At 47.9% G+C, this 16,979-nt stretch carries 18 protein-coding genes and 1 riboswitch; of the genes, 1 reads left to right on the top strand and 17 read right to left on the bottom strand.

Going from position 1 to position 16,979, the window contains the following annotated elements:
- Position 1 precedes the first annotated feature (1 nt).
- Positions 2 to 796 carry a bifunctional hydroxymethylpyrimidine kinase/phosphomethylpyrimidine kinase gene (gene thiD / locus FO441_RS03620; RefSeq protein ID WP_145285905.1) on the bottom strand — a complete coding sequence of 265 codons (795 nt, stop codon included), beginning with the start codon at positions 794 to 796 and terminating at the stop codon, positions 2 to 4.
- The gene (gene tenA, locus FO441_RS03615; protein ID WP_145285902.1) at positions 789 to 1,472 is read right to left on the bottom strand and encodes a thiaminase II; all 684 of its coding nucleotides are present in this window, start codon (positions 1,470 to 1,472) and stop codon (positions 789 to 791) included. Before tenA ends, thiD begins: the two co-directional genes overlap by 8 nt.
- Positions 1,473 to 1,544: 72 nt before the next feature.
- Positions 1,545 to 1,644, bottom strand: a riboswitch (TPP riboswitch).
- A gap of 167 nt (positions 1,645 to 1,811) precedes the next feature.
- Here tenA and FO441_RS03610 point away from each other — a divergent pair.
- On the top strand, positions 1,812 to 2,003 hold the full coding sequence (locus tag FO441_RS03610) for a hypothetical protein (RefSeq protein ID WP_145285899.1): 192 nt from the start codon (positions 1,812 to 1,814) through the stop codon (positions 2,001 to 2,003).
- A 68-nt stretch (positions 2,004 to 2,071) separates the two neighbouring features.
- Here FO441_RS03610 and FO441_RS03605 read toward each other — a convergent pair whose 3' ends face one another.
- The 15 genes from FO441_RS03605 to FO441_RS03535 all read right to left on the bottom strand — a co-directional run bounded on the left by FO441_RS03605 (position 2,072) and on the right by FO441_RS03535 (position 16,970).
- Complete coding sequence (locus FO441_RS03605; RefSeq protein WP_145285896.1) at positions 2,072 to 3,946, bottom strand: PTS fructose transporter subunit IIABC; 1,875 nt, start codon at positions 3,944 to 3,946, stop codon at positions 2,072 to 2,074.
- Positions 3,946 to 4,860 carry a 1-phosphofructokinase gene (gene pfkB, locus FO441_RS03600; RefSeq protein ID WP_145285894.1) on the bottom strand — a complete coding sequence of 305 codons (915 nt, stop codon included), beginning with the start codon at positions 4,858 to 4,860 and terminating at the stop codon, positions 3,946 to 3,948. Before pfkB ends, FO441_RS03605 begins: the two co-directional genes overlap by 1 nt.
- Positions 4,857 to 5,609, bottom strand: coding sequence for a DeoR/GlpR family DNA-binding transcription regulator (locus FO441_RS03595; protein WP_145285891.1), 753 nt, complete (start codon positions 5,607 to 5,609; stop codon positions 4,857 to 4,859). Before FO441_RS03595 ends, pfkB begins: the two co-directional genes overlap by 4 nt.
- Positions 5,610 to 5,718: 109 nt before the next feature.
- A complete protein-coding gene (locus FO441_RS03590) occupies positions 5,719 to 6,369 on the bottom strand; it encodes a hypothetical protein (protein WP_145285888.1) in 651 nt (216 codons plus the stop codon).
- Between the two features lie 11 nt (positions 6,370 to 6,380).
- The gene (floA, locus tag FO441_RS03585) at positions 6,381 to 7,370 is read right to left on the bottom strand and encodes a flotillin-like protein FloA (RefSeq protein WP_145287329.1); all 990 of its coding nucleotides are present in this window, start codon (positions 7,368 to 7,370) and stop codon (positions 6,381 to 6,383) included.
- Positions 7,371 to 7,403: 33 nt separating this feature from the next.
- A complete protein-coding gene (locus FO441_RS03580) occupies positions 7,404 to 8,087 on the bottom strand; it encodes an NfeD family protein (protein WP_145285885.1) in 684 nt (227 codons plus the stop codon).
- 115 nt (positions 8,088 to 8,202) lie between these two features.
- Positions 8,203 to 8,379, bottom strand: a complete 177-nt coding sequence (rpsU, locus tag FO441_RS03575; protein ID WP_017548804.1) for a 30S ribosomal protein S21 — start codon at positions 8,377 to 8,379, stop codon at positions 8,203 to 8,205.
- Positions 8,380 to 8,480: 101 nt separating this feature from the next.
- On the bottom strand, positions 8,481 to 9,146 hold the full coding sequence (deoC, locus tag FO441_RS03570) for a deoxyribose-phosphate aldolase (RefSeq protein ID WP_145285883.1): 666 nt from the start codon (positions 9,144 to 9,146) through the stop codon (positions 8,481 to 8,483).
- 67 nt (positions 9,147 to 9,213) lie between these two features.
- Positions 9,214 to 10,569 carry a tRNA (N(6)-L-threonylcarbamoyladenosine(37)-C(2))-methylthiotransferase MtaB gene (gene mtaB, locus FO441_RS03565; protein WP_145287326.1) on the bottom strand — a complete coding sequence of 452 codons (1,356 nt, stop codon included), beginning with the start codon at positions 10,567 to 10,569 and terminating at the stop codon, positions 9,214 to 9,216.
- Positions 10,570 to 10,639: 70 nt separating this feature from the next.
- Complete coding sequence (locus FO441_RS03560; RefSeq protein ID WP_145287323.1) at positions 10,640 to 11,380, bottom strand: RsmE family RNA methyltransferase; 741 nt, start codon at positions 11,378 to 11,380, stop codon at positions 10,640 to 10,642.
- 4 nt (positions 11,381 to 11,384) lie between these two features.
- Complete coding sequence (prmA, locus tag FO441_RS03555; RefSeq protein ID WP_145285879.1) at positions 11,385 to 12,317, bottom strand: 50S ribosomal protein L11 methyltransferase; 933 nt, start codon at positions 12,315 to 12,317, stop codon at positions 11,385 to 11,387.
- A gap of 2 nt (positions 12,318 to 12,319) precedes the next feature.
- Complete coding sequence (gene dnaJ / locus FO441_RS03550) at positions 12,320 to 13,441, bottom strand: molecular chaperone DnaJ (protein WP_145285876.1); 1,122 nt, start codon at positions 13,439 to 13,441, stop codon at positions 12,320 to 12,322.
- Between the two features lie 94 nt (positions 13,442 to 13,535).
- On the bottom strand, positions 13,536 to 15,368 hold the full coding sequence (dnaK, locus tag FO441_RS03545) for a molecular chaperone DnaK (protein ID WP_145285873.1): 1,833 nt from the start codon (positions 15,366 to 15,368) through the stop codon (positions 13,536 to 13,538).
- A 44-nt stretch (positions 15,369 to 15,412) separates the two neighbouring features.
- The gene (gene grpE, locus FO441_RS03540; RefSeq protein WP_145285870.1) at positions 15,413 to 16,042 is read right to left on the bottom strand and encodes a nucleotide exchange factor GrpE; all 630 of its coding nucleotides are present in this window, start codon (positions 16,040 to 16,042) and stop codon (positions 15,413 to 15,415) included.
- On the bottom strand, positions 16,029 to 16,970 hold the full coding sequence (locus tag FO441_RS03535; protein WP_246094993.1) for a heat-inducible transcription repressor HrcA: 942 nt from the start codon (positions 16,968 to 16,970) through the stop codon (positions 16,029 to 16,031). Before FO441_RS03535 ends, grpE begins: the two co-directional genes overlap by 14 nt.
- Between the last annotated feature and the right edge of the window lie 9 nt (positions 16,971 to 16,979).

The following is a 16,979-nucleotide window of genomic DNA, read 5'->3' as shown; positions in this document are numbered from 1 at the left end:
TCTAGTCTCCTCTATAGCTGAAATGGTTCACCGGGCCGTTGCCCTTTCCAATTCCAGGATTATTTCTGATTGCTGAACTGATATACTTCTTCGCCAGCCTGAAACTTTCTTCAAGTGTTTTGCCCTTTGCAAGTTCTGCAGTGATGGCTGCTGAGAAAGTGCAGCCTGTTCCATGTGTATTTGACGTTTCAATACGTGGTTCGGAAAGTTCGATGGTGGTGTCTCTTGTGAACAGATAGTCCACGGCATCTCCTTCAAGGTGCCCCCCCTTTATGATGACACTTTGAACACCGATTTCCTTCACAAAAATATCTGCAGCTTTTCTGATATCCGTGGCATTTTCAATTTTGATGCCTGCTATCTTTTCCGCTTCGTGGATGTTCGGTGTCACACTGGTGGCAGCGGGCAGCAGGCTCTCTCTTAGAAAATCGATTGATGTCTCCTCTATCAGTGCATCTCCGCTCGTGGCGATCATGACTGGATCGATGATGTACGGTATATCATACTGGTCTGCTGTTCGAGCAATAATTTCCATCATATCGACTGTTGCGATCATACCGCTTTTCATTGCGTGAGGCGTTTCATCACTGAAGACGCTGTACAGCTGCTTTTCCAGAAAATCGACTGGCACATTGAAAACATCCTGGACACCCATGGTGTTCTGGGCAGTCAGCGATGTTACAGCAGCCATACCATATACACCACGTGAATGAAATGTCTTGCTGTCGGCCAGTATCCCTGCACCGCCTGTCGGATCATTACCGGCAACCGTCAGAGCAATTGGAAATCTAGACATTGATACCCACTCCATCCCATCGTTCTTTGGTGGCAGCCATATTGAAGAAACGTCTTTCATGCTCTGTGCTTTCGACATAGTTTTTCTTGAGCACGTCCACTTCTTTTTCAGCCATATGCATTACGGCATCATCGATGATGCTGAACATGACATCTACCGTATCGTTCATATCATTCGCATAGAACTCGAACCACTTCCTATATGGATGGTCCGCTGCAAAAGTATTCCGTTCCATTGCCATCTGTCCGAGTCTGCGGTAGACATAGGGGCATGGTGCCATTGCACTGATTGCATACGCAATGTCCTCTCTTGTGCAGGCGTTGAAGTACATATGCTTGATATAGTGGTCTGCTGATGGATACCATTCTCCATTTTCTATGATATCTTCATACGGTCTGTTCACTGCACGTGCCAGAACAGCGTGCGCCTCGCTTTCTCCATCCAGCAGGAAAGTCATCTGGCCCATCATGAACCTGACCGTCTCCTTTGAATCCGTCTTCGACATCAGCATTGCGTAGAGCTTCGCAAATTCCTCCAGATACAACGCATCTGCACGCAAGTAGTGCATGACGGCATCATCATCAATATCTCCATGGACCAGCCCCTGTATGAATGCATCCGTATAGATGGCTTCGATCATTGGTTCGGTTTCTTTCTTCAATATCTCGCTCAGCATAGCATTTCTCCTTTTTACATAGTAAAAACCCATTTCCAGCATAGGAAATGGGTTCAGTAAGAAGACAAGGAATATCCGACCAAACCACTTCTCTACGCTGGCATTATCCAGATCAGATCAAAGGGATCAGCCACATGGCTGTCTCAGCAGAATTGCACCCCTAGTGGTACTGCTATTCAATTATCTTGAATGTTAATGAAGACGAATGGAAAAGTCAACTGTTAACCACGCGAATATATGCATATTGACTGTACATTTTGAACGTATATACCTGATATGTTACAGTGGGAGTGTAGGCGTCTTTAAACAGCCATGTAAAAAATCTATAAGGAGGATATTATGTCTGCCAATAAGAGTGTCATGTACATTCTCATCGGCATCGCTGTAATTGCAGCAATTACAGGCGGAATCAGCCTGATGAATGACAGTACCCCAAGCACTGGGCAAATTCTAGCACTGGTAGGTTTTGGTGCGATACTTGTTGTTGCTGCACTTGGATTCATCGTCAGACTCTTTACTAGAGGAAAATAGTCTGATGCCAGCAACCATTAGTAATCCCCCCATGATACTTCATGGGGGGATTCATTTTATTGTTTATTTTATTGTCTAATTGGTTTTTTCAGCAGTCCGAGAATCAACGCTGAAACGGCTGTACCGATAAGGAGTGAGACAAGAAACATGAGTTTTCCTTCTCCGATCGTCAGGGCGACAAACAGTCCACCGTGTGGTGCATTGATGGATGTTGCGAATGCCATGGCGAGTGCGCCTGCTGTTGCAGAACCGACGACCATGGATGGAATGACTCTCAGTGGATCGGCTGCTGCGAACGGGATGGCACCTTCTGTGATGAATGATGCCCCCATGATGACGTTTGTCGGACCGGAAGATCTCTCAACTTCCGTGAATCTGTTTCTGAATACCATTGTGGCAACTGCGATGGCAAGTGGTGGTACCATACCTCCGATCATTGCTGCTGTGATCGGTTCAGGGTTATTGGCGGAAAGTGCTGCAATACCGAATGCATAGGCTGCCTTGTTGATCGGACCGCCCATGTCGATGGCCATCATGCCGCCGACAATGGCGCCGAGCAGTACAATGTTCGTTCCACTCATGCTGCTGAGTGTCGTATTCATCCATTCGTTCAGTGCTGTTGCTGGCGGATCGACAATATAGTACATGATGACGCCGGTCAGGAATACACCGACCAATGGATAGAGCAGGACAGGTTTCAAGCCTTCAAGTGCCTGTGGCAGGTTTTCCATCACTCTCTTTATACCGACCATCAGATAACCGGCAAGGAAACCGGCAATCAGACCGCCGAGGAATCCTGAGCCCATTGTCGAAGCCATGAGTCCACCGATCATACCTGGTGCGAGACCTGGACGGTCGGCGATGCTCATCGCGATGAAGCCGGCCAGTATTGGAATCATCAGCTGGAATGCGTTGTTGCCGATGAAGTTGATCATTTCGGCAATCGGGCTGTACTCAACGCTCTCAGGATCTGCTGAATTGATACCGAACATGAAGCTGATGGCGATCAGTATACCACCGGCAACAACGAACGGCAGCATGTTGGATACACCATTCATCAGGTGCTTGTAGATGGAGGACTTGCCTTTTGTAGACTGTTCGCCCTCTTCAAGCTCCTGCTTGGATTTGGTTGCCCTGTATGGAGAACGGCTTGTATCGATCGCCTGGTTGAGCAGTTCTTCCGGACGTTTGATACCGTCTGCAACCGGAGATTCTACAACGTTCTTGCCATCGAAGCGTGCCATCTGAACATTCGTATCCGCAGCAACAACAACACCGGCTGCGCGTGCAATATCTTCATTCGTCAGTGCATTTTTAACACCGGCAGAGCCGTTTGTTTCAACTTTGATGTCGTAGCCCAGTTCAGCCGCCTTCTTCTTCAGCGCATCGGCAGCCATATAAGTATGGGCGATGCCGGTCGGGCAGGCGGTGACTCCAACGATGTACGGGCGGTCCGAGGGGGCGGAGACTTCTTCTTCAGTCGCCTCGGATTCATCGAAGGCGTCGATCGTTTCTATGATTTCTTCTTTCGAAGATGCATTCATCAGCTGTTTTCTGGCGTCATCATTCATCAGGATCGTCGAAAGCTTGGCCAGTGCATCAAGATGCGTGGTCGCCTGCCCCTCAGGTGCTGCAATCATGAAGAACAGGTATGCTGGCTGTGCGTCCATTGAGTCATAGTCGATGCCTTCCTGGCTTCTGCCGAACATGATGGCCGGTTCGAGTACTTCCGTCGTCTGGGCGTGCGGAATGGCAATACCGTCTCCAACACCTGTCGTGCTCTGTGATTCCCTTCTATGGATAGCAGCTTCAAAACCATCTTTCTCTGAAATCTTACCTGCGCCAAAAAGCCCGTCGACAAGCTCTGTAATCACTGCATCCTTACTGGATGCACGGACATTCATATTGATTGTGTCTTTTGTCAAAAGCTCTGTTATTCTCATCATTTCACCTCTTCTATCGATTGAACTTCTATTTTATCGAGCAGTACTTCGATGTCTTCCCTGGTTGCTAGATCATCGCTGAATGCTGTAGCACTGCCGCATGCGATGGCGTACTTGAGCTGCTCTCTGATACTGCTGCCTTTTCTGCTGATGAACCCTGCAACTGTCGAATCCCCTGCGCCCACGGAATTCTTAAGCGTCCCTTTCGGTGACGGAACGAAATACTCGTAATCACGGCTGATGAACAATGCGCCATCCTTGCCAAGCGTCAGAAGGATGTTCTTTGCGCCCCTGTCAAGCAGGCTGCGTGCAGCCTCAACCATCTCGCTTGTCGTGGACAATGATCTGCCGGTGATGCCTTCCAGTTCAAACTGGTTCGGTTTGATCAGATATGGACCATACTGCAGTGTCGAAGTCAGTTTTGCGCCTTCTGCATCGATGGTAAATTCGATGTTTCTGTCATGCAGCAGTTTTGCCAGTGTCTCGTAGAGGTGATCATATCCTGAAGGCACACTGCCGGCGAAAACCACATGATCTTCCGGTGACAGATCGATCAGCTGGGCTTCCAGCCTGCTGATGTTTGCATCGGTGATCGCTGGACCTGCAGCATTGATTTCAGTCTCTTCACCCGTCTTCAGTTTAACGTTGATGCGTGTATCTCCATCGACTTCGATGAAGTCACTCTGTATACCTTGCGTATTAAGCGTATCCTTGATGAATTCACCCATGAATCCGCCCGCAAAACCGAGTGCGGTCGATGGTACATCAAGCGCGCTCAAAATTCTGGATACGTTGATCCCCTTGCCTCCTGCATACTTCGCAGTATCCGAAGTACGGTTCAGACTGCCCAGTTCAAGTGCTTCAATTTTCATTACATAGTCGACCGAGGGGTTGAATGTTACAGTGTAGATCATTTCTTTTCACCTCCATATATTTCAGTACGTGATTTTATTTTTTCAATGAAACTGTGTTTGACATCATCTGTAATGATGAATGCATCTTCGATGTCAGCGAACTGTATGAATGCAGATCGATTGAATTTCGTGCTGTCGACCAAAGCATAGGCATTTCTCGACTGCCGGATGGCCCGGCTTTTGATATATGCCTCCTCCTCTTCCGGAGTGGACAGACCGTGGGCGGTGTCAATGGCATTGACACCGATGAAGCATTTATCAAATGACAGCCTGCTGATCACATCGATCACTTCAGGTCCGACAACGGCTTTGGTGGATGGTTTGACTCTGCCGCCAAGGACATGCGTCCGATGGCCGTTTCTGACGAGCTGTTCAATCAGTGTAATGCTGTTCGTGACAATGGTCAGATCTTCCTGCGAAATGAAAGGCAGCATTTCATAAGTCGTTGTTCCTGCATCTATAAAGATGATGTCGCCGTCTTCGATGAGACTGGCAGCAGTTTGAGCGATTTTGATCTTTTTAGATAGATTCTTGACCGCTTTATCCCTGTAGTCCTCTTCATGCTCGATATGGCTGATCGCTGCACCACCATGCACCCGTTCAATCAGCCCTTTCTCCTCAAGGTGGGTCAGGTCTCTGCGTATTGTCGGGGCACTGCTTGAAGTAATATCAACAAGTTCGTTGACTGACGCCATTCCATTTTCATTAAGATGGTCCATTATTTTTTCATATCTCTGGTTGGTCAGCATTCCATCACCTTCTTCCTGTTAAATATAATACATAAATTAATCATAGTCAATCACTAACAATCAAAAACAATCAAAATTAAACAAAAAAGAACGCCAGCATATGCTGACGCTACTTTCTTGATTTTGGTTTTCCGATGATTTCTGAAAAGATGACACCATTGACGATATCTTTACGGCCGAAAGACAATGATTCTCTACGAACTTTAGGCTTCGGCTGCTCATGAACAGGTTGCCTTCTTTGTGATCCGCGTCCCCCGGTCTCGATTTCGGACTGGCGTGTACGGTCGTAACGGGAATTGGATCTTACCTCCTGTACCCTCTGTTCCGCCTGATCTGCTCTCTGTCTGACTTCCTGGGCTTTCTCTTCGTAAGTATTCATCGCCCGTCTGCCGACATTGGTATCTTTGGCCTTTTCTTCCAGAGTGCGGCCGAATGACCGTTCCGTCATCGGTCGCTGGCTGGACTGGCGCGCGGGCCTTTCATTCGCAGGTCTTGAGCTGCGCGTTTCTCCTGTCGTCTGCCGTGTCTGTTGCTCTTCTCCGGAAAGGCGGCGTTCCACTTCTCCGAAAAGATCATCGAAAAGTCCTTTCGGACGATCGGGGATATCTGACTGTCTTCTTCTTGGTGCAGATGGACCAGTCGGCCGGTCCATCTTGCTTGGATCAATATTCCGCTCTCCGTCCTTGTCTTTATTCTTCTGGCCAGCAATCGCAGTATAGATGATACCGCCGATGAAGATGAGCAGAGGAATTATTTCCATAGTATCACAGCCTATTCATTGTCTTCACGTGTCGGATCCGTCATCTTATTGATGGAATCTCTCATGTTTGTATCCGCTTCGACATTTTTAAGGTTGTAGTAGTCGCTTACACCGATATTGCCATTTTCCAATGCTTTGGCAAAGGCAAGTGGCACTTTGGATTCTGCTTCCACAACTTTCGCTCTCATTTCTTCGACACGTGCCTTCATTTCCTGTTCCTGGGCAACGGCCATTGCACGACGTTCTTCTGCTTTCGCCTGGGCGATGTTCTTATCTGCCACAGCCTGTTCAGTCTGAAGGTCGGCACCGATGTTCTTGCCGATATCCACATCTGCGATATCGATTGATAGGATTTCGAATGCTGTACCGGAATCGAGTCCTTTGGATAGAACCGTCTGGGAAATCATATCCGGATTTTCAAGTACTTTCGTGTGCTTTTCGGAAGAACCGATTGTGGATACGATACCTTCACCGACACGGGCAACGATCGTATCTTCCCCTGCACCACCGACAAGACGTTCGATGTTGGCGCGTACCGTAATACGGGATTTCGCCTTCACTTCGATACCATCCATTGCGACACCGTTGATGAAAGGTGTTTCGATGACTTTAGGGTTTACACTCATCTGTACCGCTTCAAGAACGTCACGTCCGGCCAGGTCGATGGCCGCACATCTTTCGAATGTGAGGTTGATGTCTGCACGCTGTGCAGCGATCAGGGCATCAACAACGCGATCGACGTTACCGCCAGCAAGGAAGTGCGACTCAAGTTGGTTTGTTGTCACTTTAATACCGGCCTTGTGTGCTTTGATCATCGGTTCGATAACGCGTTTAGGCTTGACCCGTCTCAGTCTCATCCCGACGAGGGAGAAGATGCCTACATTGACACCGGCGGAGATGGCGGAAATCCATAATCCGATCGGTACAAAGGAGAGTAGGAAAGCAATGACAATGATTGCGATGACAACAAGAAATATTATCATCAGACCTGATCCCGTGATAAACATTAGATTCATGTAAAACGCTCCTTTAGATTAATCTTCTTTAGGGCGGACAACCACGCGTGTTCCTTCAACATGAATTACCTTCACTTCAACATTTCCGGCGATATAGGAGCCTTCAGCCACTGCATCGATGCGCTGGTCGCCATATCTTATCGTGCCTGATGGTCGCAACGGTGTCATTGTCATGGCAGTTTCTCCAAGCAGGTAGGAACGGTCATCAAATGATGTGTATCCTGATTCCGCATCAGTCGAATCGTTAAGTATCAGACGGCTCAGTATTGGTATTTTTCTTTTTTTGTATTTCACAAATATCACCCACTCGATTAGTGCCAGTAAAATGATGCCAAGCAGAAACAGACTGTAGACTGCCATGCTATCACTTACCAGAAGAATGCTGAAAAGCAGAAGTATACTGCCGATAATACCTAAAATTGCCCCAATGACAAAGAATTCCATAATAATAAGCGCAATGCCGAACACAAACAGCACAAGCGCGATACCATTGTAGTCGCCGATAAGCAGATGACCGGAATAGAAGATGATGATCGAGGCAATGGACAGTACACCGACAACATTGATGTTTTCGGAAAACACCTGGTAGATCAGTCCCAGGAAAAAGATTGATAGTAAAATAAAGGCAACCAATGGCATGGTGACGACATCTCTGAATGTTATAAGAATGCTACCAGTCAAAAATGTTTCTGTTACCGCCATATGTATCCCCTCCATTGATTTCATTATACATCAAAAATTAATATTATTAAAATAATTGAAAAAAAAGACAGCACAATGTGCTGTCATATATCTGAATTATCAGAGGGAGTTCAACCTACTTGAATTTACGTTTGCGGGCAGCTTCAGATTTCTTCTTACGCTTTACGCTAGGCTTTTCGTAGAATTCTCTCTTACGAGCTTCCTGAATCGTACCGCTTTTAGAAACTGTGCGTTTGAAACGACGCAGCGCGTCTTCAATAGGTTCGTTCTTTTTAACTACTGTTTTAGACATCGTCTTCCCTCCCTCCGGATAACAAAAACCTTACATTTACATAGCTAATACTATGTACTCACACATTATAATATATTGTAAAAAGCCGGTCAACTGCTAATTCAATAAGAACTTTCGCTGGATCCACCGCTGACGATGGCTTTTCCGCTGGATGCGCCGATTCTTGTTGCACCACTTTCTATCATTACTTTGGCATCTTCGAATGAACGCACACCGCCGCTCGCCTTGACGCCCATGTCTTCCCCGACAGTCATGCGCATGAGTGCTACATCCTCGGCCTTGGCACCTTCACCATTGAAGCCGGTGGATGTCTTGACGAAATCCGCACCACATTTCTTGCTCAGTTCACAGGCTTTGACGATCTCATCGGAATCAAGAAGTGCTGTTTCGATGATGACTTTTACCAGAACTTCCTGGCCTGCAGCATCACATACAGCTTTGATGTCATTGAAGACAAGATCTTCATTGCCGGATCTGAGTGCGCCGATATTGATGACCATATCCACTTCATCGGCACCATTCTGGATCGCATTCATCGTTTCAAACGCTTTGACTTCACTTGTTGTCGCGCCGAGCGGGAAACCGATGACCGTGCATACTCTGACATCGCTGTCCTTAAGTAGCTCCTTGCACGTCGTCACCCATGCAGGGTTGACACAGACGCTGCAGAAATTGTATTCCATCGCTTCCTGGCACAGTTCAAAAATCTGATCCTGTGTCACTTCTGGCTTGAGCAGTGTATGATCAATATATTTCGAAAGTTCCATCGTATCACTCCATAATAGTTTATAGTCTGTTGCCTGGTGCTTCGTTAATGATATTGCTTATTGTATACTAGTGCATCGTGCGCTCAAGATATGCGTATGCTTTGACCATCGGCTTCTCCAGCACTTTGACGATCTCACCTTTGCTGACCGGGTAGCCCGGTTCAGTCACTTTGACTTTTACCAGTTCACCCGTAAGTGATACGTCTCCTTCAACTTCGACTTTCATGTAGTTGTCGGCATGTCCGATTAATTTGCCGTCTTTCTCTTCTTCAGGAATGATTTCAAGCACATCATCCTTGAACTGGTCCGCATAGGACTGTGCCAGGCTGTTCGACAGCTCGATCAGCTGGTGGACACGGTCACTTTTCGTCTGTTCATCAATCTGATCGGTCATTCTGGCTGCCGGTGTGCCGGTTCTGATGGAATACGGGAATACGTGGAGCTCTGAGAAATGGTGCTTCTTGATGAAGTCGTATGTTTCTTTGAACTCCTCCTCTGTCTCACCCGGGAATCCGACGATGACATCACTTGTGATTGCCACATTCGGCATGATCTCCTTCAGCTTGATGATGCGGGATTCGAAGAATTCCATCGTGTACTTTCTGCGCATGCGCTTCAGTACAGTGTCACTGCCCGACTGGATCGGAATATGCAGGTGACGGACGATCTTATTCGAATCGTTGATGACATCAATTACTTCATCAGTCAGCTGGCTCGCTTCGATGCTCGAGATGCGCAGACGGTTGAGACCATCCACTTCTTCAAGGTCACGCAGTAGCTGGGCAAGATTGTAGTCCTTCAGATCTTCACCGTATCCACCTGTGTGGATGCCGGTCAGTACGATTTCCTTGTATCCCTGGTCGACCAGCTGCTGGGCCTGTTCAACCACTTTCTCAGGGTCACGGGAACGCATGAGTCCACGTGCCCACGGGATGATGCAGAAAGTGCAGAAATTGTTGCAGCCTTCCTGTATTTTCAGCGTTGCACGCGTACGGTCCGTAAAATAAGGGACATCCATTTCTTCGTATGTACGCTTCTTCATGATATTTTTAACACCATTGATCGGCTGGCGCTCTTCATGGTACTGGTTGACATAGCCGATCAGCTTGTCACGGTCTTCAGTACCGATCACAATATCGACACCCGGAATGGCCATGATGTCCTTTGGTGCTGTCTGGGCGTAGCACCCTGTAACAGCGACGACTGCATCCGGGTTATTTCTGATGGCACGCCTTATGACCTGCCTGCTCTTCTTATCGCCTGTATTGGTAACAGTGCATGTATTGATGACAAACACATCTGCATTCTGGCTGAAATCGACACGATCATACCCTTCGTTCTTGAAGAGCTGCCACATCGCTTCTGTTTCATAATGATTTACTTTACAGCCCAATGTCTGAAATGCAATTGTTCTTTCGCTCATATAAATCAGATCTTTCTTCATAAATTTATGGTCCATACGCTCCATATAATAGCATAGCCTGCCCCTTTCTTCAATTGGAGGCAGGCGTTTCAAAACTATTACTGATGGCTGAGAGTGCATATAATGGGGCTGTTTCGGCACGAAGTATCCTGGGTCCGAGACGGATCGAGTGATGCTTTGACAACTGCTTGGTCTCCGCTTCACTGAATCCGCCTTCCGGACCGAATATGAATGCAATGCGACTGCCATGAGCAATATCCGAAATGGCGCTCTGGATATTTGTCGCAGGGTTGAGCGCGTTGCCTTCAAAGGCGAACAGCAGGCGATCGTATTCTTCGAAATCAAGCCTGTCCACTGCAGGCACGAAATCGATATTGGGAATGACCTGTCTTCTGCTCTGCTCACTGGCTTCCTTGACAATCTTGCCAAACCGCTCAAGCCGCTTCTTCCGCTTCTTGTCATCCAATCTGACGATACTGCGGTCCGCCTCATAGATCAGAAATTCATGGGCACCGAGCTCCGTCGCCTTCTGGATCATCCAGTCGAATTTTTCACCTTTTAAAAGTGGACAGTACAAGGTAACCTTCACCGGCAGTTCAGGCGACTCGTCGACAGCGCTGATCACACGGCAGTCGATATCGTGAGATACTTCTGCAATTTCGCATAGGTACGTACACTGCTTCTGATCGACAGCATGAAAAGTGTCCTCAGGACGAAAGCGCATCACATTCTTCATATGGTGTGCATCATCCGAGGTGATGCTGAAGTGCTGATCCACTTCCAATGCTTCGTCTATAAAATATCTCTGCATCGGTCTACGCTTTCCTGGCATGGATGCTGACCCAGCCATTATCTTCAAGTATTTCCTCAATGGAGAATCCAGTACGTGTCATGTGATCCACGATCGAATCACGCTTTTCCGTGATGATGCCGGAGGCGATGAAGCTGCCGCCTCGATTCAGATGCGTGTAGGCATCCTCGATCATCTCATCGATGATATGCGCCAGTATGTTGGCAATGATGATATCGTACTGCCCGGATTCCGACTTCAGCAGGTCTCCGGTTTCGAGAACAACATCATCCACACATGCATTCAGTTCGAAGTTTTCGCGGGCAACCTTGATGGACAGCTCGTCTATATCCGTCGCTTTCAGATCCCTCGCACCCATCAGATGGGCGCCGATGGTCAGAATGCCCGAGCCGGTACCGACATCGATGATCTTATGATGCGGCTCCACCGTACTCTCCACCATCCTGAGGCACATGCTCGTTGTCGGATGGTCGCCGGTGCCGAATGCCATGCCGGGATCGAGTTTTATCAGCTTGTCTTCTGCCTCAAACTTATAATCTTCAAGCTCCCACGAAGGGACGATGACAAATCTGTCCGATACACGGAAGCTGTGGAAATACTTCTTCCATTCGTTTTCCCAGTCCTCTTCATCGATCTCTTTTCTATTGATAAACAGGTTATCCTCATCATCAATTTCATTGCTGCTGATGAAACCTTCTATTTCCTGAAGCTTGCTGTCAATGTCTGCCGTCTCGTCAAAGTAGACGATGATGCGGATGTCACTTTCCGGATAGTCTTTCGGATCCAGACGATACTTGTCATCAAAATTGTCGATCTTCTGCTTCAGAATATCCAGCGAATGCTCGATCGACACGCCCTTTGATATTGTATTGAGAAAACCGGAGAGCAGCTCTTCATTGCTCTCCTTAGTGTGGATGGATACTTCATGCCATTTCATAATCAGTCACCCTTAAAAAATCTTTTCGTCTTATCGAAGAAATTTTCATTCTGTTCAGTGATGTCTTCCCCACCATGCTCTGCAAGCTGACGGAAGAGTTCCGTTTCACGCTCTGTAAGCTTCGTTGGTGTAACCACTTTCACGGTAACGAACTGGTCGCCATATCCATAACCGTGGACATTTTTGACGCCCTTCTCCTTAAGACGGAACCTTTTGCCCGATTGGGTACCTGCCGGAATGGTCAGTACGACTTCAGAGCTCATTGTCGGCACTTTCACTTCGTCACCAAGGGCTGCCTGTGCAAATGAAATCGGCAGTTCGTAGTGGATGTCATCCGCATCTCTTGTGAATCTCGTATCCGGTCTGACACGGAAGACGATATAGAGGTCGCCCGCCGGACCGCCATTGATGCCCGGCTCACCTTTGCCCTGTAATCTGATCTGCTGGCCGTTATCGACACCTTCAGGTACAGTCACTTCGATCTGCACATCTTTCGTCACAGTGCCGGCACCTTTACATTTATCACATGGGCTTTCTATCTCTTCACCTGTACCGCTGCATGTCGGACATGTACGCTCTGTCTGGATCCTGCCGAATGGTGTGTTCTGTTCAACTGCAACACGGCCGACACCTGAACACATCTTACATGTGGATTTGGACGTGCCCGGTTTTGCACCGCTGCCGTCACAGACGTCACACTGCACTTCCTTCTTGATGGTGATCGTCTTTGTGACACCGAATACCGCTTCATCAAAGTTGATGGTCATCGTGTACTGGAGATCATCGCCTTTTCTTGGCGCATTTGGATCCATTCTTCCGCCACCGCCGAAGAATGAGCTGAAGATGTCTTCAAATCCACCGAAACCGCCGCCACCGCTGAAACCGCCGCCACCGAACTGCTGGTTCATGCCTTCATGGCCGAACCGGTCGTACTGGGCGCGCTTGTTTTCATCACTCAGTGTTTCATAGGCTTCCGATACTTCCTTGAATAGCGCATCGGATCCTTCGTCCTTATTTATATCCGGATGGTACTTCTTTGACAGCTTCCGGTATGCTTTCTTGATTTCGTCCTTTGACGCATCCTTGCTGACGCCAAGCACCTCGTAGTAATCTCTTTTTGCCATTCTATCGCCTCCAACCTGTATACTATATCATTTAAAAAAGTCAAAGCCAATGCGGTTGGCTTTGACTTTTATCAATTAAAAGTTGATATCATTATTATTTCTTATCTTCGTCGTCCACTTCTTTGAAGTCAGCGTCAACCACATCATCGTCTGATGTCTGGGCATTTTCTGAACCTTCCTCGGCCTGCTGCTCCTGGGCCATCTGCTCATAAAGCTTCATGGACATGCCCTGGACAATCTGTTCAAGTGCTTCTTTTTTGGACTTGATGTCTTCGATGTCGGAACCTTCAAGCGCCTGTTTCAGTTCTTCCTTGGCACTTTCCGCTTTTTCCTTCTCTTCAGCATCGACCTTGTCGCCAAGATCTTCAATAGTCTTGTCGGTTGTGAATACAAGCTGATCCGCTTCGTTTCTCAGATCGACTTCCTCACGGCGCTGCTTGTCTGCCTCAGCGTTCTTTTCAGCTTCCTCGACCATTCTGTCGATATCCTCATCTGAAAGGTTGGAGCTGGATTCGATTGTGATCTTCTGCTCCTTGCCAGTACCCTGATCTTTGGCAGTAACGTTGACGATACCGTTCTTGTCGATATCGAATGTCACTTCGATCTGAGGTACACCTCTTGGTGCTGGTGGAATATCCGTCAGCTGGAATCTGCCGAGCGTCTTGTTGTCTGCCGCCATTGGACGCTCACCTTGCAGTACGTGGATATCCACTGCCGGCTGGTTGTCTGAAGCTGTTGAGAATACTTGGGACTTGCTTGTCGGAATCGTCGTGTTTCTCTCGATAAGAACTGTAGACACGCCGCCCATCGTTTCGATACCGAGGGATAGTGGTGTCACGTCGAGAAGTACAACGTCCTGGACATCACCGGAAAGTACGCCGCCCTGGATGGCTGCACCCATTGCAACAACTTCGTCCGGGTTGACGCTCTTGTTCGGTTCTTTGCCGGCTTCTTTCTTGATTGCTTCCTGTACAGCCGGAATACGCGTGGAACCACCCACAAGGATGACCTGGTCGATTTCATTTCTGTCGATGCCGGCATCTTTGATTGCCTGGCGTGTTGGTCCCATTGTGCGTTCTACGAGGCTTCTTGAAAGCTCATCGAATTTTGCACGTGTCAAGTTTGTTTCAAGGTGCAGTGGACCCGCTTCTCCTGCAGAGATGAATGGCAGTGAGATCTGAGTGGAAGATACACCGGAGAGGTCCTTCTTCGCTTTTTCAGCTGCATCTTTCAGACGCTGCATCGCCATCTTGTCCTTAGACAGGTCGATGCCGTTCTCTTTTTTGAATGTGTCGACGAGGTGATCAATGATGACGCTGTCGAAGTCATCGCCGCCAAGGCGGTTGTCACCGGCAGTGGAAAGCACTTCGAATACACCGTCGCCGAGTTCAAGGATGGATACGTCGAACGTACCGCCACCAAGGTCGAATACGAGTACTTTTTCGTCCTTCTCCTGCTTGTCGAGACCGTATGCCAATGCTGCTGCAGTCGGCTCGTTGATGATGCGCTCAACTTCAAGACCGGCGATTCTGCCTGCGTCTTTTGTCGCCTGACGCTCGGAGTCATTGAAGTATGCTGGTACTGTAACGACCGCTTTGGATACTTTTTCGCCAAGGTAGCTTTCAGCAGTCTCTTTCAGGTTCTGAAGGATCATTGCGGAAATTTCCTGTGGTGTGTATTCCTTGCCGTCCACTGTTTCCTTGTGGTCCGTACCCATATGTCTTTTGATGGACATGATCGTATTCGGGTTGGTGATCGCCTGGCGCTTCGCGACCTCACCGACCTGTTTTTCGCCGTCTTTGAATGAAACGACTGAAGGTGTTGTGCGGTTGCCTTCTGCATTTTGGATGACTTTCGGCTCTCCGCCTTCCAATACTGATACAACAGAGTTTGTTGTTCCCAAGTCTATACCAATAACTTTACTCATGATAAAATTCCTCCATTTAGTAAATATTCATTCAGTCTGTGAAGCTACTCGCTTACTTTGACCATGCTCGGACGGATGACCCTGTCCTTCAGCATATAACCCTTCTGGAATTCCTCGATGACAATGCCATCTTCTTCATCAGAAGCTTCCGTCATCACTGCCTGATGGAAGTTCGGGTCAAATGTATGCCCGGTGCTTTCTATTTCCTTCACATCGTGTTTCATCAGTGTATTGACAAGGTCATTGTACACCATTTCCACACCTTTAAGCAGTGAATTGAAGGAATCGGACTCTCCTTCGATCCTGAGTGCGCGTTCGAGGTTATCGATGATCGGAAGCAGGTCCTCAACAATCTTCTGGTGCTTGTACTTGTTGTTGAGCTCCATTTCCTGACGGTTGCGGCGCTTGAAGTTGTCAAACTCCGCATAGAGTTTCAAGTATTTGTTCTCTTCCGCCTCAACCTGCTGTTTCAGTGCCGCAATCTCCTCGTCTTTAGGATCGGACGGCTGTTCATCGGCAGCTTCCGCTGCTTCGATATCCGCTTCATTCTCCTCGATGTCCGCTTCCGCAGCTTCTACCGCAGCTTCATCCTTTTCGATGTCCGCTTCTCTCGGTTCGACTGTCTGGTCATTTTTCTGCTGTTCCAATTCTTCATTCGTTTTATTTTCCGTCACTGTGTTCACTCCTTTTCATTTCCTGGTTCCGTATGGCGTACATGAGCCGTATGACTTCCTTGTACCCCATCATTTCAGGACCGATTATCATAAGGTTTCCATTCATGCCATTGAAACTGAAATTCGTCGCAATGACAGAAATCGAATCATAATCCCTGTTCAGCTCGTCACTGAAGTATACGTCGACCCCATCTATTGTATTGAGATCGATGATATCATTCAACTGATCCGATTCCATATCATCATACAGCAGCTGAAGTGTTGCGATATCAGAGCTGATCTGGTGGATCAGATGGTTGAATCCTGAATGTCCGACCACCTTATGCGGCTCACTGATGCCGCCTGTGACCGACTGCCATATACTCGCTTTCAATACAGTGAGCGTCGGCGCAACCTGCATCTGATGGATGATCGACGGCAGGTGGCTTAGCGGCTGACCGTATGACAGGACATTCATTTCATTGCCGAGCTTTTCAAGTTCCGGAACAGTGACAAAGTCATCGCTATCAACCGGTATTTTTCTGATTGTTCCCGACTCAAGGACGATGATAAGAAGTAGTGTGTTTGTGGTGATGGGTGTCAGAAAAAGACCTTTGATGATTTCATCTTCTTCAGTCAATGAAACCTGTGTCAGATATTGCGTCGTACTGCTGATCACGTCGGCCAGTGAGCGTGTCATGCCGCCTCGGTCCATCTCCTCCACTTCGGGATGGAAATCGAAGTCGAGCTGGCTTTTGGAACCGCCAAGCTCCTTGCTCAGCATTCCGGTATAGAACCGGAGTGCCTTGCGGGACGGTATTCTGCCTGCCGATGTATGCGGCTTGGTCAAGTATCCGTCTGTTTCTAGCTTGGCCATTTCGTTTCTCACTGTTGCTGAAGAGATGTCCAGTCTGTACTTTTCAATAAGATGCTTGGAACTGATGGGCATCATGACCTT

This window comes from Salinicoccus cyprini (genome assembly GCF_007713705.1).
GTDB lineage: Bacteria > Bacillota > Bacilli > Staphylococcales > Salinicoccaceae > Salinicoccus > Salinicoccus cyprini.
The sequence above is the reverse complement of the archived record's forward strand: the minus strand, read 5'-3'. Positions and strand labels throughout refer to the sequence as shown.

Bases quoted from the DNA above. Each gene is read 5' to 3' on its own strand.
- dnaK (WP_145285873.1), bottom strand. From the start codon at position 15,368: ATGAGTAAAGTTATTGGTATAGACTTGGGAACAACAAACTCTGTTGTA.
- FO441_RS03535 (WP_246094993.1), bottom strand. From the start codon at position 16,970: ATGCCCATCAGTTCCAAGCATCTTATTGAAAAGTACAGACTGGACATC.
- thiD (WP_145285905.1), bottom strand. From the start codon at position 796: ATGTCTAGATTTCCAATTGCTCTGACGGTTGCCGGTAATGATCCGACA.
- deoC (WP_145285883.1), bottom strand. From the start codon at position 9,146: ATGGAACTTTCGAAATATATTGATCATACACTGCTCAAGCCAGAAGTG.
- rpsU (WP_017548804.1), bottom strand. From the start codon at position 8,379: ATGTCTAAAACAGTAGTTAAAAAGAACGAACCTATTGAAGACGCGCTG.
- FO441_RS03610 (WP_145285899.1), top strand. From the start codon at position 1,812: ATGTCTGCCAATAAGAGTGTCATGTACATTCTCATCGGCATCGCTGTA.
- dnaJ (WP_145285876.1), bottom strand. From the start codon at position 13,441: ATGGCAAAAAGAGATTACTACGAGGTGCTTGGCGTCAGCAAGGATGCG.
- prmA (WP_145285879.1), bottom strand. From the start codon at position 12,317: ATGAAATGGCATGAAGTATCCATCCACACTAAGGAGAGCAATGAAGAG.
- mtaB (WP_145287326.1), bottom strand. From the start codon at position 10,569: ATGAGCGAAAGAACAATTGCATTTCAGACATTGGGCTGTAAAGTAAAT.
- FO441_RS03605 (WP_145285896.1), bottom strand. From the start codon at position 3,946: ATGAGAATAACAGAGCTTTTGACAAAAGACACAATCAATATGAATGTC.
- FO441_RS03595 (WP_145285891.1), bottom strand. From the start codon at position 5,609: ATGCTGACCAACCAGAGATATGAAAAAATAATGGACCATCTTAATGAA.
- tenA (WP_145285902.1), bottom strand. From the start codon at position 1,472: ATGCTGAGCGAGATATTGAAGAAAGAAACCGAACCAATGATCGAAGCC.
- FO441_RS03590 (WP_145285888.1), bottom strand. From the start codon at position 6,369: ATGGAAATAATTCCTCTGCTCATCTTCATCGGCGGTATCATCTATACT.
- pfkB (WP_145285894.1), bottom strand. From the start codon at position 4,860: ATGATCTACACTGTAACATTCAACCCCTCGGTCGACTATGTAATGAAA.
- FO441_RS03580 (WP_145285885.1), bottom strand. From the start codon at position 8,087: ATGGCGGTAACAGAAACATTTTTGACTGGTAGCATTCTTATAACATTC.
- FO441_RS03560 (WP_145287323.1), bottom strand. From the start codon at position 11,380: ATGCAGAGATATTTTATAGACGAAGCATTGGAAGTGGATCAGCACTTC.